Source organism: Streptomyces sp. NPDC104309, from assembly GCF_055584025.1.
Window position 1 is genome coordinate 16,964 of the sequence record NZ_JBVJMV010000056.1, and the last position, 21,201, is coordinate 38,164.

The window sequence follows — 21,201 nt, forward strand, 5'->3', positions numbered from 1 at the left end:
CTGGGACGTGCTGCAGCGCCCCGACCCGGCGACCGGGGACCTCCGCAGCCGCCCATACACGGAGCGGCGCGCCTATCTGGTGGAGCTTCTGGCCGAGGTCGGGCCGCCGATCCAGGCCGTTCCCGCGACCGAGGACCGGGAGGTGGCCGCGGTCTGGTACGACGGGCTGCGCGAGCAGCGGATCGAGGGGATCGTCGCGAAGCGCGCCGGGGCCGGCTGTCCGGTGGGACGCCGTTCGGGGTGGACCGCTCCACGATCTCCGGGGCGGTCCGGCAGATCAGGCCACTGCTGGCCGCGCGCGGGTTCGCCGTGCCGGACCGGCCCGGGATCAGGCTGCGCACCCTGGAAGACGTGTTTGCCTACGCAGCCGCCGAGGGTGTGAAGCTGCGGATCGACGGCACCGACGTGCAGGTCCGCCGCCCTGCTGCCGGGCGGCCGGGCCGCAAGGCGTTCGTGTCTGGCGGGAGAGCCTCCCCGACGGCAGCCTCGTGTGCATCGCACCACAGGTGAGCGGCGTCTTCATAGTGGAGCCGAGGGATGACGGTGGGCAGAAGGCGACGCTCGTCGGCCTGCGGAAAGGCGGGGGCGGCATAGAGCAGTACATCTCGCTTCCGTGGACGTTCCACGTCGAGCGCATCGACTACGACGACCGCCGTTTCACGCTGCACGCGTCAGACGGTCGGTCCGTGCGGGCCGCACCTGCCCAGTTCGTCGAACGGCCGTTGATTCTCATCGAAGAGGTCAACCCCTCCTACGACGAACACCTGGAGCAGGCATTCGCGGCTATACCGTCGATGTACACGGCTGAGACTCCCTTCCTCACGCCGATCATTCACGATGTGATCCTCGGCGACATCACGTTCGACAGCGTCTACCCCGACATATACAGCGCGCAGCCGGATGAGCCCGAACTGGTTGGGTCCTTCATGGCGATGCCGCCCGAGAGGGTCAGAGCCTTGCTTCCCGGCGTGCGTGGGATCCTTGCGGACTACGAACGGATCCTTCGAGACGGCATCGACTTCCTCTGGGACCACGGGCCCGAGGACGAGGGCACCGATGTGGAGAAAGCACAGTTCGTCAAGGCGGTAGTCGCCTTTCACCTCGAGGTCTACTACTCGGGCGACTTCATCATCCACTTCGGCGACGACGGCAGCTACTTTCTCGAGGGCTCTTGGATGGCCGTGTACTTCCGAGGCGAGAACCTGACGCCGGTCATTGTGTCCATGGAGAGCTGACCTGCGACGCGCCCCCGGCTGTCCGTGCCGGATGAACCTTGCGAGTTCCGGCTATGTTGCGAGGGATCCTGCAACGTTCTGATTACTGACTTCGGCGTATCAGCCGTAGCCGGAGGACCCCTGGAAAGCAGCGCCTCGCGGCCGCCCGTCTTCCAGGCGCGGCGCCACTGGTAGACCGGCTTCTCACTCACCCGTAACTCCCGGGCGATGGTGATCAAGGACCGCTCTCCGCTCCCATTTTTCCCAGACAGTTCAAAGACCAAGCAAGTGGGGCGAGGAGCGGCCCCGGCCGTTTTCAAAGACCCCCATCACCTTGACCTGCTTCGCTACCGGCCACGGTCAGACTGCGGCCAAGGGGCACCCCTGCGCGCTGCTCCTTCGGATCAACGCCCCGACCGGGGCAGCGAAGGAGACAAGACGATGCCGACCACCCACCCGAAGGCCGGGCAGCGACAACGCCCGGGTCGATCGAGCCGGAAGGCCGGCCCGTAGCGGGCAAGCCGAAGTGGGCTCCTTGGGTGCCCACTTCGGAGGGCACTTGGGAACCCCCTTTGGTGCCCGGCACGCGGGGTCGGGGAAAATCCCTGGTCAGGCTGGGAATCGGTGCGAAAACTGTGCTGTCACAACCCTCTTCTCTACTCCTGATGTCAGTAGTGGAGGAGATCATCGAGTTCCGGGGGGTTCGGGCGCCCTCCCAGGGCGGGCGCGGCCAGCTGCGGCGGTCGGCTGGCGGCCGGGGAAGTTGATGTGGTCGGGCGGCAGGGCACCGCCATCATTCCGCTGTTCTCACAAACGGTCCGTTTGTGAGAGCAGTCGCGCGCCGGACTCTGGCCTATGCTCCCGTTCCGGGGAGATCACCAACGGAGAAGGGGCGTCGCCGCCCAGTGTGCCGGGTGGGCGGCGCTCTACCTCGGGTACACGACCGTGCCAGCTCATGGCGTGCCGGACACCAGTCCGACCCGGTAGGCGAGGACGACGGCCTGGACACGGTCGCGCAGGCCGAGTTTCGCCAGGATTCGAGACACATATGTCTTGACGGTCTCCGGGGTGATGAACATCGCCGCTGCGATCTCCGCGTTCGACAGCCCCTCGGAGATCAGCTGGAGCACTTCCAGCTCGCGGGGGGTCAGCGCGCGCACGACATCCTGCCTGGCCGGCTGGGAGGTATCGGCCGGGCGCAGGTGCTCGGCGAAGTGGCCGATGAGGTGGCGGGTGACGGCGGGCGCCAGCAGGGCCTCGCCCCGGGCGACGGTCCGGATGCCGTTCACCAGCTCCACCGGAGGCGCGTCTTTGAGGAGGAAGCCGCTCGCTCCGGCGCGCAACGCATCGTAGACGTAGGCGTCGACGTTGAACGTGGTGACGACCAACACCTTCGTCGCGCTTTCGGCATCAGGACCGGCCAGTTGCCGGGTCGCCTGGATCCCGTCGAGCAGGGGCATCCGGATGTCCATCACGACCACGTCGGGGCTCAGCTGCCGCGAGGCCTGCACCGCTTCGTGCCCGTTCTCGGCCTCCCCGACGACCTCCATGTCGGGCTGAGCGGAGAAGATGGTGACGTAGCCGGTCCGCACCAGTGCCTGGTCGTCGCACACGAGCACGCGGATCGGTTTCGATGCATCGCTCACGGGGTCACTCCTGAAGGGGCTTGGACGGAATCGTTGCGCGGACCTCGAACCCGCCCTCGGGCCGGGGACCTGCCTTCAGTTGACCATCGAGCATCCGTACCCGTGTACGCAGCCCGGCTAGTCCTCGTCCGCCCCTATCAGGGCCCGGTTTCCGCGTGACCGGTGCGGCGACGGGTCCGTCGGTGGTCACCTGAATCTCGATGTGCTCCTCGCCGTGCCGGAGCAGGACCCGTGTCGGCTTCCCGGCCGCGTACTTCATGGCGTTGGTGAGCCCCTCCTGCACCACCCGGTACGCGGCCAGCTCCACGTCCACGCTCTGCGGCCGGGGCTCGCCCTGCTCGCTGAACTCGACCGGCTGACCCGACCTGCTGGCCTGTTCGACCAGGTCCCCCACCCGTCCCAGGGTGGGTGCCCGTCCCGCACGCGCCGCGTCCGCGGACGCCGACTCGCCGGTCGCCTCCAGCACGCCGAGCAGGTACCGCAGCTCCGTCAGCGCCCGACGGCCCGTGTCACTGACGGCCGACAGCCCCTCGCCGGCGCGTTCCGGCGCGGACGTGAGCAGGAACTGCGCCGCGTCAGCCTGCACCACCATGGCCGTCACGTGGTGGGTGACCACGTCGTGCAGCTCGCGGGCGATCCGCGCCCGCTCGGCGGCCGTGGCCATCTCGGCAGTCAGCCGCCGCCGCTCCGCCTCTTCCGCCCGCCGCATGCGCACCGTACTCCCCACCAGCCAGACCGCGGCCAGAACCAGATAGAACGCGAGATAGTCCGGGACTCCCTGCGGTGAGCCCAGGAGGTCCAGGACGACAGCCAGCACGGCATAGCCCACACTCGCCACCACGGTCAGACCGCGGCGGAAGCGGACCTGATGGGCGCCGGCGGAGTACAGGGCCAGATACAGCCCCACGCTCCCGAACGTCGTCGCGAAGCCCAGCGCCTGGTGCACACCGAACGCGCCCGCGACGACGCCCAGACAGGCGGCGGGCCACCGGCGGCGGGCCGCCAGCGGCAGGGTCTGAGCCAGGACAAGTCCGACACTCAGCACGTTCGCCGACCGCTCGGGCAGATCACCGATCTGCACCCCGATCTTCGACAGGGTCGGCGCGAAGGCCAGCACAGTGAGCACCAGCGCAAGGGCGCCGTCCTTGAGTGAGGCGTCCCGCTCTTCCCACCAGTCGAGCGGCGCCCGGAGCAGCGGGAGCCTCCAGAGCGCCTGACGAGACATCACTTCCGATTCCTCCAGTCGTCCGGTCTCAGCCCCGGGCACGCCGTCGGGGCCAAAGACCGCCGCGCCGGTGGGCGAGAACGAACATCGGGACGGCGAGCAGCACACCGATGACGACGGGCACGATCGACGTCTCCAGGCCGAAGCCGCCACCGGTCAGCAGGGCGGAGCCGTGGACATCGACCGAGAACAGACCCTCGGGGGTGTGTCCGGAGACCGGGATGCCGAGCAGCTGCTCCGTGGTGTTCCAGGCGAAGTGCAGACCCGCGACGAACCAGATGTTACGCCGCCACAGGAACGCGGCTCCGAGCATGACGCCCGCCTCCAGCGCGATCGCCAGCGCGCTCCACACGCCGGCTCCCGGGGAACCCAGGTGCGCGACACCGAAGAACAGCCCGGTGGTCACAATGGCGACCCGGCTACCCCACAGCTGCTCCAGAGCCTGCAGGGCGAGACCGCGGAACATCAGCTCCTCAGTGACCGCGGTGCCGACCTGCACCGCAACCGCGGACCATGCGACCGACATGAAGCCGTTGCCGGCCCAGGAGAACGAGTAGCCCCCGAACGCCGTGATCAGGAGGGCGGAGACGAGGATGAAGGCCAGGCCGATCCAGCCGCCGAGCAGCGCCTCCCGGCCGGCCCCGCGCCGGGCGATCTCCGGCATGGGGCGTCGTGCGACATGGCGCATGACCGCCCAGTACACGGCCACCGCGGCAGCCGCGCCCAGCACCGGCACCGGACCGGGTCCGGTCGCGGTCAGGCCCGAGACCAGGCCGACGCCGACGATGCCCGTCAACATCCAGCCGAGCGGAGAGCGCATGATCCAGCCGAAACGACCGCCGCGGCCTTGGTCCGGGCCGGAGCCTGTGTCGTGTTGTGTGGCGGACGTCATGCCCATGGTGGCCTCCCCTGTCGTGGTCGCACCTGCGGCGACCTGACGACCACGCTAGGAATCCGCCGACGTCCGCGAATCACCCGCGCATGGACGGTTCCTGTAGCTCTCACGGGGGATGCGCCACCCGCGCCCGCCCGCTCCGCCACGGGAGGCGGCCGAGGCACGAACAGGACCAGGCGCCGTACGAGGGATAGCGCCGAGGCAAGCCTAAATGCCGCCAGTAGTTGATCTTGTCAGGCCCCTGTCCGGTTCCCGCTTCGGCACAGTCACCCGGATCTCACCGCCCAGCCCCGCACCTGCCGGGCCCGGCGCCATCGCACCGCTCCGGTCGCAGGGCTCCGCACAGCACCTCCCGTAGCGTCTCCCGGGCGATCACCAGCCGCGACAACTCCGACTCGGCCTCCCCGAGAGCTGCGGCCAGGCTGGCCGCCTTGCCCTGGAGCCGCTCGACCTCGCGCCGAGCCCCGGCCTCCCGCTCCTCCAGCAGTTCCAACACCGATGCCACCAGCAACCTCCGAACACATCGAAAGAGACGAACCATCACATCTCTCCCGCGCGCAACGGAAGTTCCCGCCACCAGGGCATGATCCGGTCAGCGGTCGGGTTCTGCGGGCCGAGCGGCCCTGTCCGGACTTCCCGACCGTGCTGGAGAAGGGATGGGTGGCCGATGGCGACGGAGTGATCGGGGGTGCGGCCCGGCACCCGGTTGCCGACCATTGGTTCCGTGCGGGGCGAGCCGGGAGCTCGGCGAGGCGGGGGCGGTGCTCAGGCAACGGCCGGTGCGGGGCCGTCAGACCGGCTGTGAGGACGGGGATACGACCTCGCAGCCGGCCCGCCGAGTCGCTCAGGAGGACCCGCAACCTGCTGAGTCGGTACTGGCCCGGCACCGTACGTCCCAGTGCCACGGCGGTGCTCCCGGACCGACCGTGGTGCACCGCCGCAGCTCCGCGGCTGTGCGGTCAGACGAGCGCGGGTCCGGGCACGTCGACGGGCTGCTCCTCCATGGGCGGCTCAAGGGCCAAGTGCGGTAGGCAGCGGTCCAGCCAGCCTGGCAACCACCAGTTGGCCGGACCGCACAGGTACATCACGGACGGTACGATCACCGTCCGCAGGATGAAGGCGTCCAGCGCCACGGCGGCGGCCAGTCCGACGCCGAACTCGGCGATTCCGCGCTCCCCCATGAACACGAACGCGGTGAACACGGCAATCATGATCACTGCCGCGGCGGTGATCACCCGTGCGGTGTCGGTCAGGCCGGCGAGCACCGACCGGGTGTTGTCATGGGTCTGCGACCACTCCTCGGCCATCGTGCTGACCAAGAACACCTGGTAGTCCATGGACAGGCCGAACAGGACCGCCAGCACCAGCTCCGGCAGGTAGCCCTCGACTGGGCTGGCCGCGCCGAGGCCGAACGCGCTGGTTCCCCAACCCCACTGGAAGAACGCGGTGAGTACGCCGAACGAGGCCGCCGCTGCGAGCAGGTTCAGCACCGCTGTGATCGCGGGGATGAGCAGGCTGCGGAAGGCGAGCACGAGCAGCAGGAAACTGAAGCCCACGATCGTGACGAGGAGCCAGGGCAGCTTGTCGCTCGTCACCGTCGCGAAGTCGTCCATCGTGGCTGTCAGGCCGCCCACGTAGACCTGCAGCGTGGTGCCCTGCGTGTATTGCGGTATCACCGTGTCGCGCAGTTGGGTGATCAGGGTGGAGGTGGCCACGTCCGCGGGCGCCGTGGTGGGGAGGACCTGGATCACCTCGATCGCCGGCCCGGCACCCGGACTCGTCTGCCTGGGCGCGGTCTGCACGGCGGCCACCCCGGGCACGGCGCCGAGCGCGCTGTCGAGCCGGTCGAGCGCCGCGCGGTCGGCCGCGGACTGAGTCCGGGCGACCACGAGCAGTGGGCCGTTGAAGCCCGGCCCGAACCCCTCGGCGAGCATGTCGTAGGACTTGTAGGAGTGGCTCGACGAAGAGTCGTTGGACGCGTCGGAAAAGCCCAGTCGCAGGTCCAGCACGGGGACGGACACCGCGACCATGACCGCGAGCCCCAGGGTGGCGAGCACGGCGGCGTAGCGCGGCACAGTGCGCGCCCAGCGCGCCCACCTGCCGCCACCGCTCTCCGCCTGGCTCAGTTCACCGGCCCGCAGCGCGCGGCGCTGCTTGCGGCTCAGCACGCGCATGCCGAAAGCCCCGAACAGCGCGGGCAGCAGCGTGACGGCCGCGACCACGGTGCACACCACGGTGAACGCCGCCGGGACGGCCAGCCCGTTGATGAACTTGAGGCCGATGGTGAGCAGGCCGAGCAGGGCGATGCAGACCGTGCCGCCGGCGAACAGGACCGCTCGGCCGGCGGTGTTGAGCGCTTGGACGGTCGACTCCTCCAAGCCCAGCCCGGACTTCAGGCCGCGGCGGTGCCTGGTCACGACGAACAGGGCGTAGTCGACGCCGAGGCCGATCAGCGCGCCGAGGACCGGCGCGATGCCGTTCACCGACATCATATGGCTGAGCGGGGCCATGAGTAGTAGGCCGCTGCCCACCCCGGCCACCGCGGTCACGATCGGCAGCGCCATCGCGAGCAGCGATCCGAACACGATGAGCAGGATGACGGCGGCCGCGATGATGCCCATCAGCGACGCGGTCGACGTCGACGTCTGCTCGGCGGTCGAGATCGCCTTGCCGCCGAGTTCGACCGAGAGGCCCGGCTGGGCGGCGACGGTCGCCGTCGAGATCACCCGGCGGATGGCGGCAGGGTCCAGGTCGTTCGCCGTCTTGGTGAAGTTCAACGTGGCATACGCGGTGCGTCCGTCAGCGCTCACCTGGACCTTGCCGCCCGGCAGGTAGGGGCTGGCGACCGAGGCCACCTGGGGCAGGTGCGACACCCGCGTGAGCATCGCCGACATCCGCTGTTCGACGGCCGGATCGGTGGCCCTGCCTTGACTCACCTGCCAGACGATCTGGTCGGAGTCGCCGGCCTGGGCCGGTGCCGACCGCAGGAGCAGTTCCTGGGCTCTGCCCGAACTCGTCCCCGGCACTATGAGGGAGTTGTCGTACGTCGTCTTCACCGCCTGCGACATCACCGCCAGGCCGATGAGGAGGGCTGCCCAGGCAGCGATCACGACGAAGCGGTGCTGATAACACCAACGTGCGAGTGCGGACATGATCATCCATTCCTTTCAGACGCGGCTCTTCATCGTCGGGGTCTCAGCCGCCCAGGTCACCGGCCGACCGCAGCGATTGCCCGAGGCGCTACCACGCCATTCGGTGCGGCTCGCGGCTTCGCCTACTGCGTTCGCAGTAGTTCCGCTGTTGACGGCGGCCGTGCGCGACGGCTCTCAGCCGCTCGGCAGCGGTGCGGCGCTTCTCCTGCGGCGGTATCCCCGCGCGGAGTTCGGGGTCGTGCCCGCGGTGGCGCGGTCGCTCATGGCCGGGGGCGCGGCGCGGTGACCAAGCCGGTCTTGTAGGCGAGGACGACGAGTTGGGCGCGGTCGCGCGCGCCGAGCTTGGCCATGGCATGGTTGGCGTGGGTCTTGACGGTGAGTGGGCTGAGCGTGAGCTGACGGGCGATCTCCGTGTTGGACATGCCGTCGGCGACGAGGGCCACCACTTGGAGCTCGCGGTCGGTGAGGGTGGCGAGCAGAGGCGAGGGGCGGACCGGCTCGCTGTCGTGCAGCGTGAGGAACCTCGTGATGAGTCCCCGGGTGGCGGACGGCGAAAGCAGCGCGCCGCCGCGGGCGACCGCGCGGATCGCGTCGATCAGGACCTCTGGGCGCGAGCCCTTGCCGAGGAAGCCGCTGGCCCCCGACCGCAGCGCCTCGAAGACGTACTCGTCGACCTCGAACGTCGTCAGGATCAGCACCCGCACTCCGGCGAGGCTGTCGTCGGCGGCCATCCGACGGGTTGCGGCCAACCCGTCGAGGCCCGGCATCCGGATGTCCATCAGGACGACGTCGGCGCGTGCCTCGCGGGCTACCCGGACCGCGTCGTCACCGGTGACCGCCTCGCCCACGACCGTCAGCCCCGGCGCACGGTCGATCACCAGCCGCAGGCCCGCGCGGATGAGATCCTGGTCGTCGGCGAGGACCACGCGGGTCGGCGCCGTGGCTGCGGGCGCCGGCAAGGCGGGCGCGGTCCAGGTCATCAGCTCTCGATCCCGGTCGCTCGCAGCGGAATCTCGGCGAGGACGAGGTAGCCCCCCTCGGGCCGTGGCCCCGCCGCCAGTCGTCCGCCCACGGCGGCCACCCGTTCCCGCATGCCCACGATGCCGTGTCCTCCGTTCGTGCGTCGGCGGACCCAGGCCACCGGCCTGCCCTCGTCCTCGACCGCCAGACTGAGTGCCCCAGGCGCGTATCCAAGCCGCACCACCGCAGAATCACAGCCGGCGTGCTTGCGGGTGTTGGTCAGCGACTCCTGGATGACCCGGTAGGCAGTCAGCTCCACTACCTCGGGCAACGGCCTGGCCTGGCCGGTCACCTCGTGGGTGACCCGCAGGCCCGCGCCGGCGAATGAGCAGATCAGTTCTCCCAGTCTGTCAAGGCTCGGCACCGACTCCGCCGGCTCGGCCGCGCCGGGCTCGCGCAGCAGCCCGACGGTCAGCCGCAGTTCCTCAAGGGCTTCCTCGCTGGCCTGCTGGATATGCGTGACCGACTCCATGGCCTGGGACCGGTCCTCGTCTTCGAGCAGATAGACCAGCGCGCCGGCCTGCACGTTGATCAGGGCGACATGGTGGCCGACGGCGTCGTGCAACTCCCGTGCGATCCGCAGCCGTTCCTCGGTGACGCAGCGGTTCACCTCGTCTTCCCTGGCCTGCTCGGCGTGTCTGGCGCGCTCGTCGGCCTCGGCGACGTAGGCACGGTGGCTGCGGGCGGCGATGCCGGTGGTGACCGCCAGGGTCGCCCACAGCACGATGACGACGCCCGTCATGCCGGGATGGGTGATGAGCGAGCCGGTGAGCAGCGTCGCCTTGACGGTGACGCCGACCGCGAGCGCCCGGCCCTGGGAGGAATCCAGCGCGACCCAGTGGAGCGCGCAGAAGAGCGCCAGCAAGGTCGGCGGGTAGTCCATCCCGTCGGCCATCAGCACGACCGACCCGATGACGGCGACCGCCACTGTGCCGATCGGGAACCGCCGGCGTACCACCAGGGCCGCGTAGACCACGACGGTCACCAGCAAGCTCAGCGGCTCGTGAGAACTGAGCGCGTGCCGGACGGCCGCGGGGACCGTCGCGACCGTGAACAGCACCATCGACGCGAGTGACGAGAGCAGCAGCAACAGCTGCTGCCTGGCCATCAGCCTGCTCCAGGAGATCGCGGCCGCGGTCAGCATGAATCCGCGCCTGCGGGCCGGCGCTCTTTGACGACATGCAGCAGGGTGACGCCGAGCCACGGGCCACCGTACGAGTACCTGACCCCCAGTGGGCGCAGCGTGCCCTGCCCGAGGTGCGCGGCATACTTCGTGGCCGCCCACCAGAAGTCCGCGATGAGCAGCTGCCCGCCCGGGCTCAGCACCCGCATCGCCTCGTCCACCGCGCGGTAGCGTCCCTCGCGTGACGGGATGTTGTGGATGGCGAGCGCGCTCGTCACGACATCGAAGGAGCCGTCCGCGAACGGAAGCGCCGTCATGTCGGCCGTGTGCACCTCCACCCTGTCTGCGGTTCCGGCCGCGGCGGCGTTGGCGAGCGTGGCCTCGGCATTGTTGCCGCTCTGGTCCGTTCCGGACCACAGATCGACGCCGTGGGCGCGCCCCGCCGGTAGCCGCTTGGCCGCCTCGATCAGCACCGCGCCGCGACCGCAGCCCAGGTCCAGCAGTTGCTCGTCACCCTTCAGGCCGATCCGGCCCAGTTCCCGCTCCCAGACGCGCAGCTTGCCGCGCAGCGTGGTGTGCAGGTAAACGCCGGTGGACGCGAGCAGTGCCGTTCCCACGGTCGCCATCGTGATCCGTCCCCGTCCCCGCCGGGCGGCGGCCAGGCAGCACGCCACCCCGGCGGCAGCGGTGACAACCGGGAACGCCGGCGCGTCGACACCGTACCGAGGCCGCTGAGGAGGGGGAGACGGGGAGCCACTGCGGTTCTTGGACACACCCGCAGCGTCACAAGCGCGACCGCCTGGTGTCTTGAACAAATGTTCCTCTCGCGGCCGATGCCGACCGCCACCGCAGAACCTGGACACGTCTTCGGGCGCGGCCCACGCGACAGGGCCGACCGCGAGCCACGGCGCGCTCGCGGACGGCCTGGGCGTCACCCTGCGCTGGTCGGCGTAGCCGCTCTCCGCCGCCGCCAGGACGGCGCTGTGATCCGAGGCGCGGAGGTGGGCCGCGCCACCTGCGCGCCCCGCTCACCCTCCACCCCTACGACAAGCAGGGCTGACGGGCGTGGAGGGCCCGGGTGCCCAGGTGCGGGGCCCCGGTCGGCGCGATCGCATCACGCACGGCGTAGAAGCTTGCTGGTGGTGTCGGTCCATGCGATGTCGTCAACCGCCAGCCATGGTTCGCCGGCCACTGTCGCCGGGGTCGCTCCGGTGAGCGCCAGGACGTCCCGATGCAGATGGGACTGGTCGGCATAGCCGCTCTCCGCCGCGACTCGGGCTGGGCCCACACCCGCAGCCAGGCGGTGGACGGCATGGTCGAAGCGGACCAGCGTCGCAGCCCGCTTGGGCGGCAGGCCGATCTGCGAGAGGAACCGGGACCACAGGCGCTTGCGGCTCCATCCGACCTCGGCCGCTAGTCCTTCGACCCGGGCCAAGCCGCGGCTGGCGACGATCCGGTGCCAGGCCCGGACCACCTCCGGGTCTATGGGTGGCGCCGCCGCACGTCGGCGGCCGAGCAACGCGTTCGTCAACGCGAAGCGTTGCTCCCATGAGGAGGCATCGTCCAGTTGTTCACGGATCCGCGACGCCTCCCGGCCCCACAGATCGTCGAGGGTCACCACGGCACCGTCCAGGTCGGCCGGGGAGACACCCAGCGCCGCGCGTGCGACCATCGGGGACAGGCGCACCTGCACGCCCTCGAAGTTCTCACCCCGCACCCGAACCGCGCCTCGGCACCCGGCCCCGAGCCCGGCGACGAAACCCCCCCGGTGCTGCCGCCCGGCAGCGTCGTCCACGAAGGTTGAGCCGGAACCGAGCTCCAGAGCCATCATGACGGTGGGATGCGGGATCACCCTGAGGTCGATCGGGGCGACGCCACGGTCACGGAACCCGGCCATACTGACACCGGCCACCCCGCTGGGCCGCTCCGGACATACGACGTCCCATAAGGCGGTGTCGTCACGTTCACCTGCGCCGGATCGCATCTTCGAATGTTACGCGAGCCAAGTGTCCGGAACACGCCGTTACCGGACATCGCGCCTACTGGTCGGACGCGCCCGGGGCGTCTGGTCGTCACCGGCGTGCCGGACGGCCAGCAGCGTTTGCCGGACTCACCTGACCACTGACCCGGCGTGCGTGCGCCGTACTGTTGTCGACGCCCTGGCGGCTGTGTCCAAGCGCCCTCCAGCCCCCTGGTCGGCGCTCGCGGCGATCAGGGCTGGGGACTGATGCCCCGGGGGAGCAGAAGCGCGCGGTCCCGCCAGGCGCGCTCCCACTGGCGAGTCAGCGATGGATAGACGATCAGGTAGCGGAACGGCGCGGTGAGGGCCATGTAGATCCGTCCGAATCGGCCGTTGGGTTTGACCAGGACCGCCATCCGCAGCTCATAGCCACCATCCCCGGTCGACTCCTAGCCCAGGTGCATGAGGGTGTTGACGGTCTTGTTGGCCAGTTCCCCGACGGCTTCGTCGCCGGGCGTTGTCACGGGGGAGGGGGGATCCTCGGGCTGATCACGGTGGAGGGGGTTGTCCGTGGAGGGCATGTCGCCGTCGTGCAAGGGGCACCGGTATCGGGTCGAGGTGATCTCGCGCTGTGTGTGGCTGTACTTCCGGTTCCCGCTCGGTTTCCGTGAGGTCGAGGAGCTGATGTTGGAGCGCGGCGTGATCGTCTCGTGCGAGACGGTCTGCCGCTGGTGCCTGAAGTTCGGTCAGCAGTAAGCCAACGGGCTGCGCCGCCGGCGGCCTCAGCCCGGTGACACGTGGCATCTGGACGAGGTCTTCATCGAGATCAACGGTGAGCGGAAGTACCTGTGGCGGGCTGTCGACCAGGATGGCAACGTGCTGGACATCCTGGTGCAGAGCCGCCGGGACACGGCTGCGGCCAGGCGCTGCTTCCGCACGCTGCTGACGAAGACGGGCGGGGTGCCGCGGGTGATCGTCACGGACAGGCTCCGCTCCTACGGCGCGGCCCACCGCGAGGTCATGCCCTGCGTCGGGCACCGGCTTCCTGCACATTGCCTGTGACAAGTACTCGGGTGGTGCCTCCGGTGGCCCGTTCCTCATCAAGCGGGGCAGCGGCTGGGGCGTCATCGGCGTCATCGGCGGCTGGAAGACGGGCGGCGACAAGGACGACATCTCCTACAGCTCCTACCTCGACGGCGACGCCAAGGCGCTGTACGACGAAGCGGTCAAGAACCGTCAGCCGACGGGCCGTGCTGTCCTGGGCAAGGCCGAGACCTGGCAGCATGCCGACGTCATGACGGGTGGCTACTTCACTGACAGCAATCCGGGATCCTGGGACTACTCCGACCTGATCGTGCGCTGGTCCGACGGCGAGCTGACCTTGTACCGCGGTGCCGGGGAGGAGGCCGACAACTTCGACAAGGAGATTCGTCTCGTCGCGCCCAACGGCACCTGGAAGCACGCCGCGACCATGGCCGCGGGCGCCGTCGTCCTTTGCCTGCTGCCTGGCCCCGCCGGGCAGATTGAGCTGCGGGCGAGCCCGTCCCCGCCGAGGCGGTGGGAGTGACGGCCTTCTGGCCTCAGGCCGGTCCGTGTACCCGGGTGTGGGTGAGGGCGGTGAGTGCGTGAAGGTCGGTGACGAGGGGGTAGTCGAAGGCCAGGGGGCGGGGGCCGGTCTGGTCGGGCGGGGCGGGGAAGCGGCCGGAGGTGTCCTGTCGGTCGAGCAGGTAGGCCGTTGCCGCGGAGGCGGCATGGGGTGGACCGTAGCGGGTTACGACGGGCAGGGCCTGGGCGGTGGAGAGGGCGTCGCTGTGATGGGCGGGTGTGTGTCCCCATCCTCCGTCGCCTTGCTGGGCGGCGGTGAGCCGGGCCGCCGCGCGTGCGGTCGCGGCGGTGATCGCCGCGTGGCCGGTGCCGGCAACCGCGCGTGCGGCCTCCAGGGCGTCGACGGCGCGAAGGATGACGCTGGCTTCGCTGCGGGTCCAGCTCGGTGTCCAGGTCCCGTCGGGGTGCTGGGCGTCGAGGATGTAGCGGGTGGCAGCGGTGACGAGCCGGCCGTAACTGGGTCCGTGGGGGGTGAGTGCGAGGACGGCGCCTGCGGTCATGTCCAGGTCGGGGGCATCGCCCGTGCGCCAGGTGGGGAATCCGCCGTCGGGGCCGGCTTTGGCGGCGAGGTAGGCGGCGCCGCGGTCGAGGTGGCGGTGGTAGCGGTGTGGGTTGAGGGCGTGGAGGAACTCGATGGCGCGGGTGGCGGTGTCGACGTCGGTCTGGCGGATACCGGACGCGAAGGGCCAGCCCCCGTCGGGGGCCTGCCAGGCCGCGATGAACTCGCCCATCCGCACGGTGTAGGGGCACAGTGCGGGTCGGGCGAGGAAGGCGAGGCCGCCCACCGCGGTGAGCCAGATGTCCTGGCTGTCGAGGAACGGCATCCCGCCGTCCCTGTCCCTGGCCAGCAACAAACCGGTCACGGCACGGTCGAGGAGCGGGTGTGTGGGCCGGTAGGAGTTCAGGGCGTGCAGCCCCAGGAGGTGGGTGGCGGCGCTGGCTTCCCACAGCAGCCGCCCGCCGTCGGTCTCCAGCACCTCGGCCAGTTGGAACCGCTCACCGGTGGACACCGTGTGCGGCCGTCCGGTGGCCTGGGCGTAGACGGCCCGCACCGCTGCGAGGTTGACCCATGTGAACGTCGACAGCGCCCGGTCGGGGGCTGCGCTGGGGGCGTCGTCGGCGCGTAGCCGCAAGCCGCCCAGCAGGTGCAGCACGGCGTGCAGCATGCCGGTCTTGAGCCGGCCCCGCCCACCCGCCCCGGATCCGAGGCCGGCTGTGAAGGGGGCCGCAGCATCGCGTGCGTCGGCCGGCAGCAGATGCGGGCGCAGGCAGGCATCGATGAGGAGCCCGTCCAGCGGATCCGCGCCAGGGCGCCGCTCGTCGAGCCAGGCCGTCAGCTGCCGCTGCTCGTGCAGGTGTGTACCCCGGACACGGAGCAGGGCCAGCAGCAGCGTGCTCTCAAGGACGCGGCCCGCGCACCGGTCCGGCAGCGCCCCGCCCGGCGCGACAGCCAGAGCCAGGCGGCGCTCCAGCCGCACTGCGGCCGCCTCGACCGGATCCGCCAGCCGTCCGCCCGGCGCTCGCTGCGACGGCAGCGTGGCACGGTAGCGCCCGCTCTCGTACTGCCAGGCCACGGCCCCGTCCAAGAACGTACGGACCCGGCCGATCCGCGCACGCACATCCTCCGCGTGGGGGTGGGAGGTCACCAGCTGTGCGGCGGCCGCGTCGAAGTTGTCCAGCCGCTCCTCGACCATCTGCCGGCACAGCGCTGCTGCCTGCCCGCGGCCGATGCTGCGCTCCCGCGTGACCACGCCGACCAGCTCCGCCTCACCGGACGTCGGCTCCGTCCCGGCGTCCATGAGGTCGTTCGTCCAGGCCACGACATCCGCACAGAGTTCGTGCAGTACTCCGCCCGCCGGCCAGGCCGCTGATGCCCGTTCGGCGACCAGCAGCAGTGGCGCGACCGTGATGGTGCGCCGCCGCAACGCGACGTACTCCTCCACCGAGGGCACATACCGCTCCTCACGCCACCGCGCCTCCTCCACGGTCGCCTCCGCGAACGCCGCGTAGGAGGCCGCGAACCGGCCGGCCCAGCCCACCTCCGCCCCCACGAGCGTGCGCTGCCACAGCTCCTTCAGCGCGGCCACTGCAGGAACCCGCCCCGCAGCCACATCACGATCCCTGCCTTCGAGGACGGCCACCAGCGGACCGAGGACGGCCCGCACCTGCTCGGGTGAGGCATGCCCAGAGCCTTGGTCGAAGCCGTCGTCGACTAGCGTGATGAACGCACCCCAGCAGGCCAGCAACTCCAGCTCAGCAGGCCCACCCCAGGGCTTGACATACCCCGCCATCCGTCCCGCCCCCACCGCCGCCAGCCGCCGCGTCAGCGCCTCATCCGCTGTCAGCTCCCACCGGGCGGCCCAGGAACGCGCCGCGCGCTCGGCCCCGTGCCAGCCTCCGCTGCACACCCCAGGCCCCGCCGGACCTCCTTCCCCACCCGCCGCCAAGGGGACAATGCCATCGGCGACGGACAACGAACGAGGCGTGATGTACAGGTCGTGACTCATGACCTGTACAACGCCGGCCCCGCCTCCTGGTAACCCAGGCCCCGAGGGCAATGTGCGGCCCCCGACCGTGTATTGCCCACCTGCCCGTCGGCCGTGATGCGACCGCGAGGCGGTGCGGCCGCACCGCACTGCTCGTCGAGCGCCGCCTCGCCACCCAGTCTGCGGCTGTGATTGCGAGGTTCGTAGTTGGTGTGGCGAGTGGGGTGTGAGCTGGGGTGTTGAGGGTTTTCTGAGAAGGTCGCGGGCGCGTCCTGAATGCTGGGTGCGGTGGTGGCGTGGCGTCTGACCTGCGGTTGTTCGGGGTTCGTTGATAACGGTCTTGTGGTGTTGGTGATGGTCTCCGGCATCTCATGGACTGGTGCGGGTTTGTGCTGGTCAGCGGCTTGCTGCGCGGTCGGGCTTGCCGGTCCTGCCGGTGTCGGTGGGCTTACGCCGGTGCTGGCTGGTGGGGGTTGCGGCCGGTCCAGTACAGGGCGGTGTCGATGTCGCGGGCTGTCCAGCTGTCGGCGTGTGCTCCGCCGTGCTTGAGGAGGTCGTCGAGGAGTTGCAGGTAGCGGCCGTAGCGTCCTGGGGCGGGGGTGAGGGTGAGGCCGAGGGTGTCGAGGGCGTGTTGGACGCGGCGGTCGTAGGTGGCCATCCGCTTCGGTGCTGCCGCGGTCAGGACGGCTGAGGCGAGGGCGTCGCCGGTACGGAAGCCGGGCAGCTCGGACATGATGCTGCGTCCTGAACAGGCGGCTTCACCAGGTGAGGTCGCGGTGTTGCGGACTGCGGTGACGGCCCGCTCGGTGACGGCTCGCACGTGGGTGTCGGGCAGGGACATGAGAGCTGACGCCCATGGGGTCTGTGCGGAGAGCCGTTTCCAGACGACGAGGGCTGCGATGTCGGTCTTGCCGAGGCTGCCTGCGGTCTCGGTTCGCTGCGCGACCTCGTGGAAGACCTCGTCGTAGTGGGGTGAGACTTCGGCGAGGTAGTCGGCACGGGCGGGGATCAGTACGTCCCACACCTGGCTGCAGAGGGCAGCGAACTCCTCGTCAGCCAGCGATTCTATGGTCTCTTCCATGTCCGCACCATGCCGGTGTGGCCGGTTGGCGGGTGCGGGGGCGCCTGTGTTCTTCGGCGAGGTGGTCGAGCTGGATGGCTTCCAGCGTCTTCTTGGTGATGCGTTCGGTGCCGTCGCAGATGGCGGTGATGGCGGCTCGGCGGATGAGGCGGGCGAGGCTTCCGATGCGGCCGGCGGTGCGCTGGTGGAGGTAGGCGGGCGGGGGAGTGTGCCGGGGTTGTGCTGGGTCGGGTCGAGGGCGGGTTCCATGTCGGTGATGAGGTCGGTGAAGGGGCGGGTGTTTCCGTGACGGGCGGGGAGGGGAGCCGCAGGTGATGAGGCTGGCGCGACCGGCGAGTTGGGCGCTGCGGACTCCGGCGAACAGGGGTGTGGCGGCGACATCGATGCCGGTGTAGACGAAGGTCGCCTTGATGCGTTCGGTGAGGTCTTTGAGCAGGTCGGCGGCTTCGGCGCCGGTGGTGGTGCGGGGGTTGAGGCGGTGGATTTCGTCGATGAGGACCAGGCGGACGCCGGTGGGGGTGTACGTGTGGCAGACGGCGCTGGTGATCTGGGCCTGGGTCACGCGGGTGGTGACGGGGATGCCGAGATAGCGGGCGAATTCGGTGGCGAGGGTTTTCGCGGTGGCGCCGGGCGGCACCAGCAGGTACGCGACCGGGCGGGGCGGGGTGTTTGCGGGTGTGGGCGAGGTGGCAGGCGCGCCCGACTTCGAGGAGGGCGGTCGTTTTCCCGGCCGCGGCGGGGGTCTGTACGGTGAGTGGTGTAACTCCCGTGCTGGAAGCGACAGTTGATGACTGGCGTGACGAGTGATATCGAGGCCGGGAAGGCCACCTTGGACGCGACGAACGCTGTGGATGACGGGCTGGTTGCCGAGTTGGTGGCCCGGGCTCAGGCCGGCGGGGTGAAGCTGACCGGAGAGGGCGGTCTGCTGCAGCAGCTGACCAAGCGGGTGCTGGAGTCCGCGCTGGAGTGCGAGCTCACCGATCATCTGGGGCATGAGCCCGGGGAGCGGGCGGAGGGCGGCCGGGAGAACTACCGCAACGGTCACCGGTCCAAGACGGTGACCACCGAGGCCGGTCCTGTGGAGATCACTGTGCCGCGGGACCGGGCCGGGACGTTTTAGCCGCAGCTGGTCAAGAAGCGGCAGCGGCGTTTGGGCGGGGTGGACGAGATGGTCCTGTCGCTGTCGGCGAAGGGGTTGACGCACGGGGAGATCTCCGCGCACCTGGCCGAGGTGTACGGCACGGAGATTTCCAAGTCCACGATCTCCACGATCACCGACAGTGTGATGGCCGGCATGGCGGAAGGGCAGAACCGGCCGCTGGACCGCGTCTACCCGGTCGTCTTCATTGACTGTGTGAACGTGAAGGTCAGGGTTCTGTCGACGATCTTGTGATGCGGACGGCCGAGCAGGTTGCTTGGTTGGTTTGCGATCATGTATCGCGTGCTCTGACGAGGTGTTCACGGAGTTGTTTCCGCACTTGTCCGCGCTGTTGATCGAGCGGGTGGACAGGCGTCCGGGTGAGGTCGTGATGAGGACACGGGCTCGGGCGGCGATCGCGTCGTGCCACTGCGGTCGGGTCTCTGGCCGGGTGCACGGCGGCTATGTCCGGCGGCTGCGCGATGCCGCTGTCGGCGGCCTCGGCGTTGTAGTCGAAATATGCGTACGCCGCTTCCGATGTGAGAACCCCGATTGTGCCGCGGCGACTTTCGCCGAACAGATCGAGGGGCTGACGACTCCGCACAGTCGTTACACGCCGCTACTACAAGGGGTGTTGACGCAGATCGGGCTGGCATTGGCCGGCCGGGCCGGGGCGCGTTTGGCGGCCGGAATCGGCGTCACCGTGAGCCGGGACAAGCTCCTGCGCCTGGTCAGGGCCTTGCCCGAGCCGGCCGTCGGCGAGGTGAAAGTTCTTGGCGTGGACGACTTCGCGTTCCGGCGCGGCCGCCACTACGGCACCGTGTTGATCGACATGGAAACCCATCGTCCAATCGATGTGTTCGACGGCCGCGGCAGTGAGGACCTGGCCGCCTGGCTGCGTAAGCACCCCGAGGTCAAGGTCATCTGCCGGGACCGCTCCAGTAGTTACAGTGAAGGAGCCCGCCTCGGGGCACCGCAGGCCGAACAGGTTGCCGACCGGTTCCATTTGTGGCAGAACCTCGGCCAGGCCGTCGAGAAGACGGTCAATACCCGCCGTTCGGCCCTGGTCGAGCCGCTTCCCGACCCCGCTGATGCCGCCATCGGGGCGGATATGGAGCCACAGACGCTCCAGCCGCTGCCGGAGCTGAAGATCGTGACCCGACTACGCGACCAGCATGCCGCCGTCCACGACCTATGGAATCAAGGCGGCATGTCGAAGGCGGCGATCGGCCGGAAGCTCGGGCTGCACCAGGCCACAGTCCGCAAGCTCGTCAACGCCCGCTCCGCTGACGATGTCATCGCAAAGTCACTCCAGCGCACCCATGTCGTGGACCCGTACATCGGCCATCTCCACCAGCGCTGGAATGGTGGCATTAGAAATGCCACCCAGCTCTATCGGGAAATTCAGGAACTCGGCTACCCGGGAGGCGAGTTGGCTGTCCAGCGCCACCTTCGCCGCTACCGTGACGGGCGGGGTTTCGCCCCCGAGCCGGGACCGAAACCCCCGACGGTCCGCGAGGCCACGTCCTGGGTCATGACCCACCCCGAACACCTCCACGACGACCAAACCGCCGAGCTGCACCGCCTGCGCGAGCGGGACGCGGACATGGACCGACTCACGCTCCACGTCCGCAAGTTCGCCGCCATGATGACCGGCCGCCACGGCGACCGCCTTGAGGAGTGGATCAACGGCGTCGAGGAGGACACCCTCATCCCCTTGGCGGGCTTCGCCCGCAATCTGCGCCGCGACTTCGACGCCGTCAGCAACGGCCTCTCTCTGCCTCACAGTTCGGGAGCCGTCGAGGGCAACATCAACCGGCTGAAGATGCTTAAACGCCAGATGTTCGGACGAGCCAAACTCGATCTCCTTCGCAAACGCGTCCTGCTCACCCGGTGAGCCCCACCGTCCGCATCACAAGATCGTCGACAGAACCAAGGTCAGGGACGGGCAGGTGGCCAACCGTCCTGTTTATATGGCCCTGGCCGTGACTGCCGAGGGGCAGCGCGACATCCTCGGTCTGTGGGTCGGGGACGGCGGCGAGGGCGCGAAGTACTGGCTTCGGGTCCTCACTGAGATCAAGAACCGCGGAGCGGACGACATCCTGATGCTGGTCTGCGACGGCCTGACCGGACTCCCGGACGCGGTGAACGCCGTCTGGTCTGCAACAATCGTCCAAACCTGCGTGGTTCACCTCCTGAGGAACTCGCTCCGCTACGCGGGCCGCCAGGACTGGGAGAAGATCGCCAAGGCGCTCAAGCCGGTCTACACCGCGCCGACCGAGGACGCGGCCCTGGAACGCTTCATGGAGTTCAGCGAGGTCTGGGGCAAGAAGTACCCGGCCGTCGTCCGGCTCTGGGAGACGGCCTGGGCCGAGTTCGTTCCCTTCCTCCAGTTCGATGTGGAGATCCGCAAGATCGTGTGCACGACCAACGCGATCGAGAGCGTCAACGCACGCATCCGGAAAGCCGTGAGGGCCCGCGGACACTTTTCCAACGATCAAGCAGCCCTCAAATGCGTGTATTTGGCCGTGATGAGCCTGGATCCCACTGGCGCAGGCCGTAAACGCTGGACCATGCGCTGGAAGGCCGCGCTCCAGGCCTTCGACATCACCTTCGACGGACGACTCACCGCCGGACGCCGCTAAAGATTTCCGAA

General features: G+C 69.6%; 17 protein-coding genes and 6 pseudogenes. 8 read left to right on the forward strand and 15 right to left on the reverse strand.

Features of this window, described 5'->3' with window-relative positions:
• Positions 1-240: 240 nt before the first annotated feature.
• Positions 241-510: a hypothetical protein gene (locus tag ACZ68L_RS41100; protein ID WP_469588466.1), complete on the forward strand. Its 270-nt coding sequence runs from the start codon at positions 241-243 to the stop codon at positions 508-510.
• Positions 507-1,235, forward strand: a complete 729-nt coding sequence (locus ACZ68L_RS41105) for a hypothetical protein (protein ID WP_469588473.1) — start codon at positions 507-509, stop codon at positions 1,233-1,235. The genes ACZ68L_RS41100 and ACZ68L_RS41105 overlap by 4 nt, the downstream gene beginning before the upstream one ends.
• Before the next feature lie 110 nt (positions 1,236-1,345).
• Here the strand turns inward: ACZ68L_RS41105 and ACZ68L_RS41110 are convergent.
• The 6 genes and pseudogenes from ACZ68L_RS41110 to ACZ68L_RS41135 all read right to left on the reverse strand — a co-directional run.
• Positions 1,346-1,498, reverse strand: a pseudogene (locus ACZ68L_RS41110) (helix-turn-helix domain-containing protein); the annotation flags it as partial.
• A gap of 669 nt (positions 1,499-2,167) precedes the next feature.
• The gene (locus ACZ68L_RS41115) at positions 2,168-2,860 is read right to left on the reverse strand and encodes a response regulator (RefSeq protein WP_469588476.1); all 693 of its coding nucleotides are present in this window, start codon (positions 2,858-2,860) and stop codon (positions 2,168-2,170) included.
• A 4-nt stretch (positions 2,861-2,864) separates the two neighbouring features.
• Positions 2,865-4,085 carry a sensor histidine kinase gene (locus ACZ68L_RS41120; protein ID WP_469588536.1) on the reverse strand — a complete coding sequence of 407 codons (1,221 nt, stop codon included), beginning with the start codon at positions 4,083-4,085 and terminating at the stop codon, positions 2,865-2,867.
• 28 nt (positions 4,086-4,113) lie between these two features.
• A complete protein-coding gene (locus tag ACZ68L_RS41125) occupies positions 4,114-4,983 on the reverse strand; it encodes a lysostaphin resistance A-like protein (RefSeq protein ID WP_469588480.1) in 870 nt (289 codons plus the stop codon).
• Positions 4,984-5,257: 274 nt separating this feature from the next.
• Positions 5,258-5,485, reverse strand: coding sequence for a hypothetical protein (locus ACZ68L_RS41130; RefSeq protein ID WP_469588483.1), 228 nt, complete (start codon positions 5,483-5,485; stop codon positions 5,258-5,260).
• 454 nt (positions 5,486-5,939) lie between these two features.
• On the reverse strand, positions 5,940-8,132 hold the full coding sequence (locus tag ACZ68L_RS41135) for an MMPL family transporter (RefSeq protein ID WP_469588486.1): 2,193 nt from the start codon (positions 8,130-8,132) through the stop codon (positions 5,940-5,942).
• Between ACZ68L_RS41135 and ACZ68L_RS41140 the strand changes: the two genes are divergently transcribed.
• Positions 8,131-8,418 (forward strand): hypothetical protein, encoded by a 288-nt coding sequence (locus ACZ68L_RS41140; RefSeq protein WP_469588489.1) that lies wholly within the window; start codon positions 8,131-8,133, stop codon positions 8,416-8,418. The two genes, ACZ68L_RS41135 and ACZ68L_RS41140, sit on opposite strands and share 2 nt — an antisense overlap.
• Here the strand turns inward: ACZ68L_RS41140 and ACZ68L_RS41145 are convergent.
• The 6 genes and pseudogenes from ACZ68L_RS41145 to ACZ68L_RS41170 form a co-directional block, all read right to left on the reverse strand.
• The gene (locus tag ACZ68L_RS41145) at positions 8,393-9,112 is read right to left on the reverse strand and encodes a response regulator (protein ID WP_451820190.1); all 720 of its coding nucleotides are present in this window, start codon (positions 9,110-9,112) and stop codon (positions 8,393-8,395) included. The genes ACZ68L_RS41140 and ACZ68L_RS41145 overlap by 26 nt on opposite strands.
• Positions 9,112-10,296, reverse strand: a complete 1,185-nt coding sequence (locus ACZ68L_RS41150; RefSeq protein ID WP_469588494.1) for a sensor histidine kinase — start codon at positions 10,294-10,296, stop codon at positions 9,112-9,114. Before ACZ68L_RS41150 ends, ACZ68L_RS41145 begins: the two co-directional genes overlap by 1 nt.
• Entirely contained in the window at positions 10,290-10,892 is a 603-nt protein-coding gene (locus ACZ68L_RS41155) for a class I SAM-dependent methyltransferase (RefSeq protein WP_469588496.1), read from the reverse strand. Before ACZ68L_RS41155 ends, ACZ68L_RS41150 begins: the two co-directional genes overlap by 7 nt.
• 497 nt (positions 10,893-11,389) lie before the next feature.
• Positions 11,390-12,172: a helix-turn-helix domain-containing protein gene (locus ACZ68L_RS41160; RefSeq protein WP_469588499.1), complete on the reverse strand. Its 783-nt coding sequence runs from the start codon at positions 12,170-12,172 to the stop codon at positions 11,390-11,392.
• A 314-nt stretch (positions 12,173-12,486) separates the two neighbouring features.
• Positions 12,487-12,663 (reverse strand): annotated as a pseudogene (locus ACZ68L_RS41165) (DUF2867 domain-containing protein); the annotation flags it as partial.
• Between the two features lie 21 nt (positions 12,664-12,684).
• The gene (locus ACZ68L_RS41170) at positions 12,685-12,816 is read right to left on the reverse strand and encodes a hypothetical protein (protein WP_469588502.1); all 132 of its coding nucleotides are present in this window, start codon (positions 12,814-12,816) and stop codon (positions 12,685-12,687) included.
• Between ACZ68L_RS41170 and ACZ68L_RS41175 the strand changes: the two are divergent.
• Positions 12,815-13,276: pseudogene (locus tag ACZ68L_RS41175) on the forward strand (IS6 family transposase); the annotation flags it as partial. The gene ACZ68L_RS41170 and the pseudogene ACZ68L_RS41175 sit on opposite strands and share 2 nt — an antisense overlap.
• Before the next feature lie 253 nt (positions 13,277-13,529).
• Positions 13,530-13,802, forward strand: coding sequence for a hypothetical protein (locus tag ACZ68L_RS41180; RefSeq protein WP_469588505.1), 273 nt, complete (start codon positions 13,530-13,532; stop codon positions 13,800-13,802).
• 13 nt (positions 13,803-13,815) lie between these two features.
• Here ACZ68L_RS41180 and ACZ68L_RS41185 read toward each other — a convergent pair whose 3' ends face one another.
• From ACZ68L_RS41185 to ACZ68L_RS41195, 3 genes and pseudogenes are all read right to left on the reverse strand, one after another.
• Positions 13,816-16,248: a terpene synthase family protein gene (locus ACZ68L_RS41185; RefSeq protein WP_469588508.1), complete on the reverse strand. Its 2,433-nt coding sequence runs from the start codon at positions 16,246-16,248 to the stop codon at positions 13,816-13,818.
• A 526-nt stretch (positions 16,249-16,774) separates the two neighbouring features.
• Positions 16,775-17,407 (reverse strand): hypothetical protein, encoded by a 633-nt coding sequence (locus ACZ68L_RS41190; RefSeq protein WP_469588510.1) that lies wholly within the window; start codon positions 17,405-17,407, stop codon positions 16,775-16,777.
• Positions 17,379-18,156, reverse strand: a pseudogene (locus ACZ68L_RS41195) (ATP-binding protein); the annotation flags it as partial. The gene ACZ68L_RS41190 and the pseudogene ACZ68L_RS41195, both read right to left, overlap by 29 nt.
• Positions 18,157-18,194: 38 nt before the next feature.
• Here ACZ68L_RS41195 and ACZ68L_RS41200 point away from each other — a divergent pair.
• The 3 genes and pseudogenes from ACZ68L_RS41200 to ACZ68L_RS41210 all read left to right on the forward strand — a co-directional run.
• Positions 18,195-18,779 (forward strand): annotated as a pseudogene (locus ACZ68L_RS41200) (transposase); the annotation flags it as partial.
• Between the two features lie 157 nt (positions 18,780-18,936).
• Complete coding sequence (locus ACZ68L_RS41205) at positions 18,937-20,442, forward strand: ISL3 family transposase (protein ID WP_469588539.1); 1,506 nt, start codon at positions 18,937-18,939, stop codon at positions 20,440-20,442.
• Between the two features lie 37 nt (positions 20,443-20,479).
• Positions 20,480-21,190, forward strand: a pseudogene (locus ACZ68L_RS41210) (IS256 family transposase); the annotation flags it as partial.
• Positions 21,191-21,201: the final 11 nt, after the last annotated feature.

Excerpts from the sequence above, each read along its gene's own strand:
- ACZ68L_RS41145 (WP_451820190.1), bottom strand. The coding sequence starts at position 9,112 with ATGACCTGGACCGCGCCCGCCTTGCCGGCGCCCGCAGCCACGGCGCCG.
- ACZ68L_RS41125 (WP_469588480.1), bottom strand. The coding sequence starts at position 4,983 with ATGGGCATGACGTCCGCCACACAACACGACACAGGCTCCGGCCCGGAC.
- ACZ68L_RS41170 (WP_469588502.1), bottom strand. The coding sequence starts at position 12,816 with ATGCCCTCCACGGACAACCCCCTCCACCGTGATCAGCCCGAGGATCCC.
- ACZ68L_RS41190 (WP_469588510.1), bottom strand. The coding sequence starts at position 17,407 with ATGGAAGAGACCATAGAATCGCTGGCTGACGAGGAGTTCGCTGCCCTC.
- ACZ68L_RS41160 (WP_469588499.1), bottom strand. The coding sequence starts at position 12,172 with ATGGCCGGGTTCCGTGACCGTGGCGTCGCCCCGATCGACCTCAGGGTG.
- ACZ68L_RS41140 (WP_469588489.1), top strand. The coding sequence starts at position 8,131 with ATGATCATCCATTCCTTTCAGACGCGGCTCTTCATCGTCGGGGTCTCA.
- ACZ68L_RS41120 (WP_469588536.1), bottom strand. The coding sequence starts at position 4,085 with ATGTCTCGTCAGGCGCTCTGGAGGCTCCCGCTGCTCCGGGCGCCGCTC.
- ACZ68L_RS41180 (WP_469588505.1), top strand. The coding sequence starts at position 13,530 with ATGACGGGTGGCTACTTCACTGACAGCAATCCGGGATCCTGGGACTAC.
- ACZ68L_RS41135 (WP_469588486.1), bottom strand. The coding sequence starts at position 8,132 with ATGTCCGCACTCGCACGTTGGTGTTATCAGCACCGCTTCGTCGTGATC.
- ACZ68L_RS41150 (WP_469588494.1), bottom strand. The coding sequence starts at position 10,296 with ATGCTGACCGCGGCCGCGATCTCCTGGAGCAGGCTGATGGCCAGGCAG.
- ACZ68L_RS41205 (WP_469588539.1), top strand. The coding sequence starts at position 18,937 with ATGAGGACACGGGCTCGGGCGGCGATCGCGTCGTGCCACTGCGGTCGG.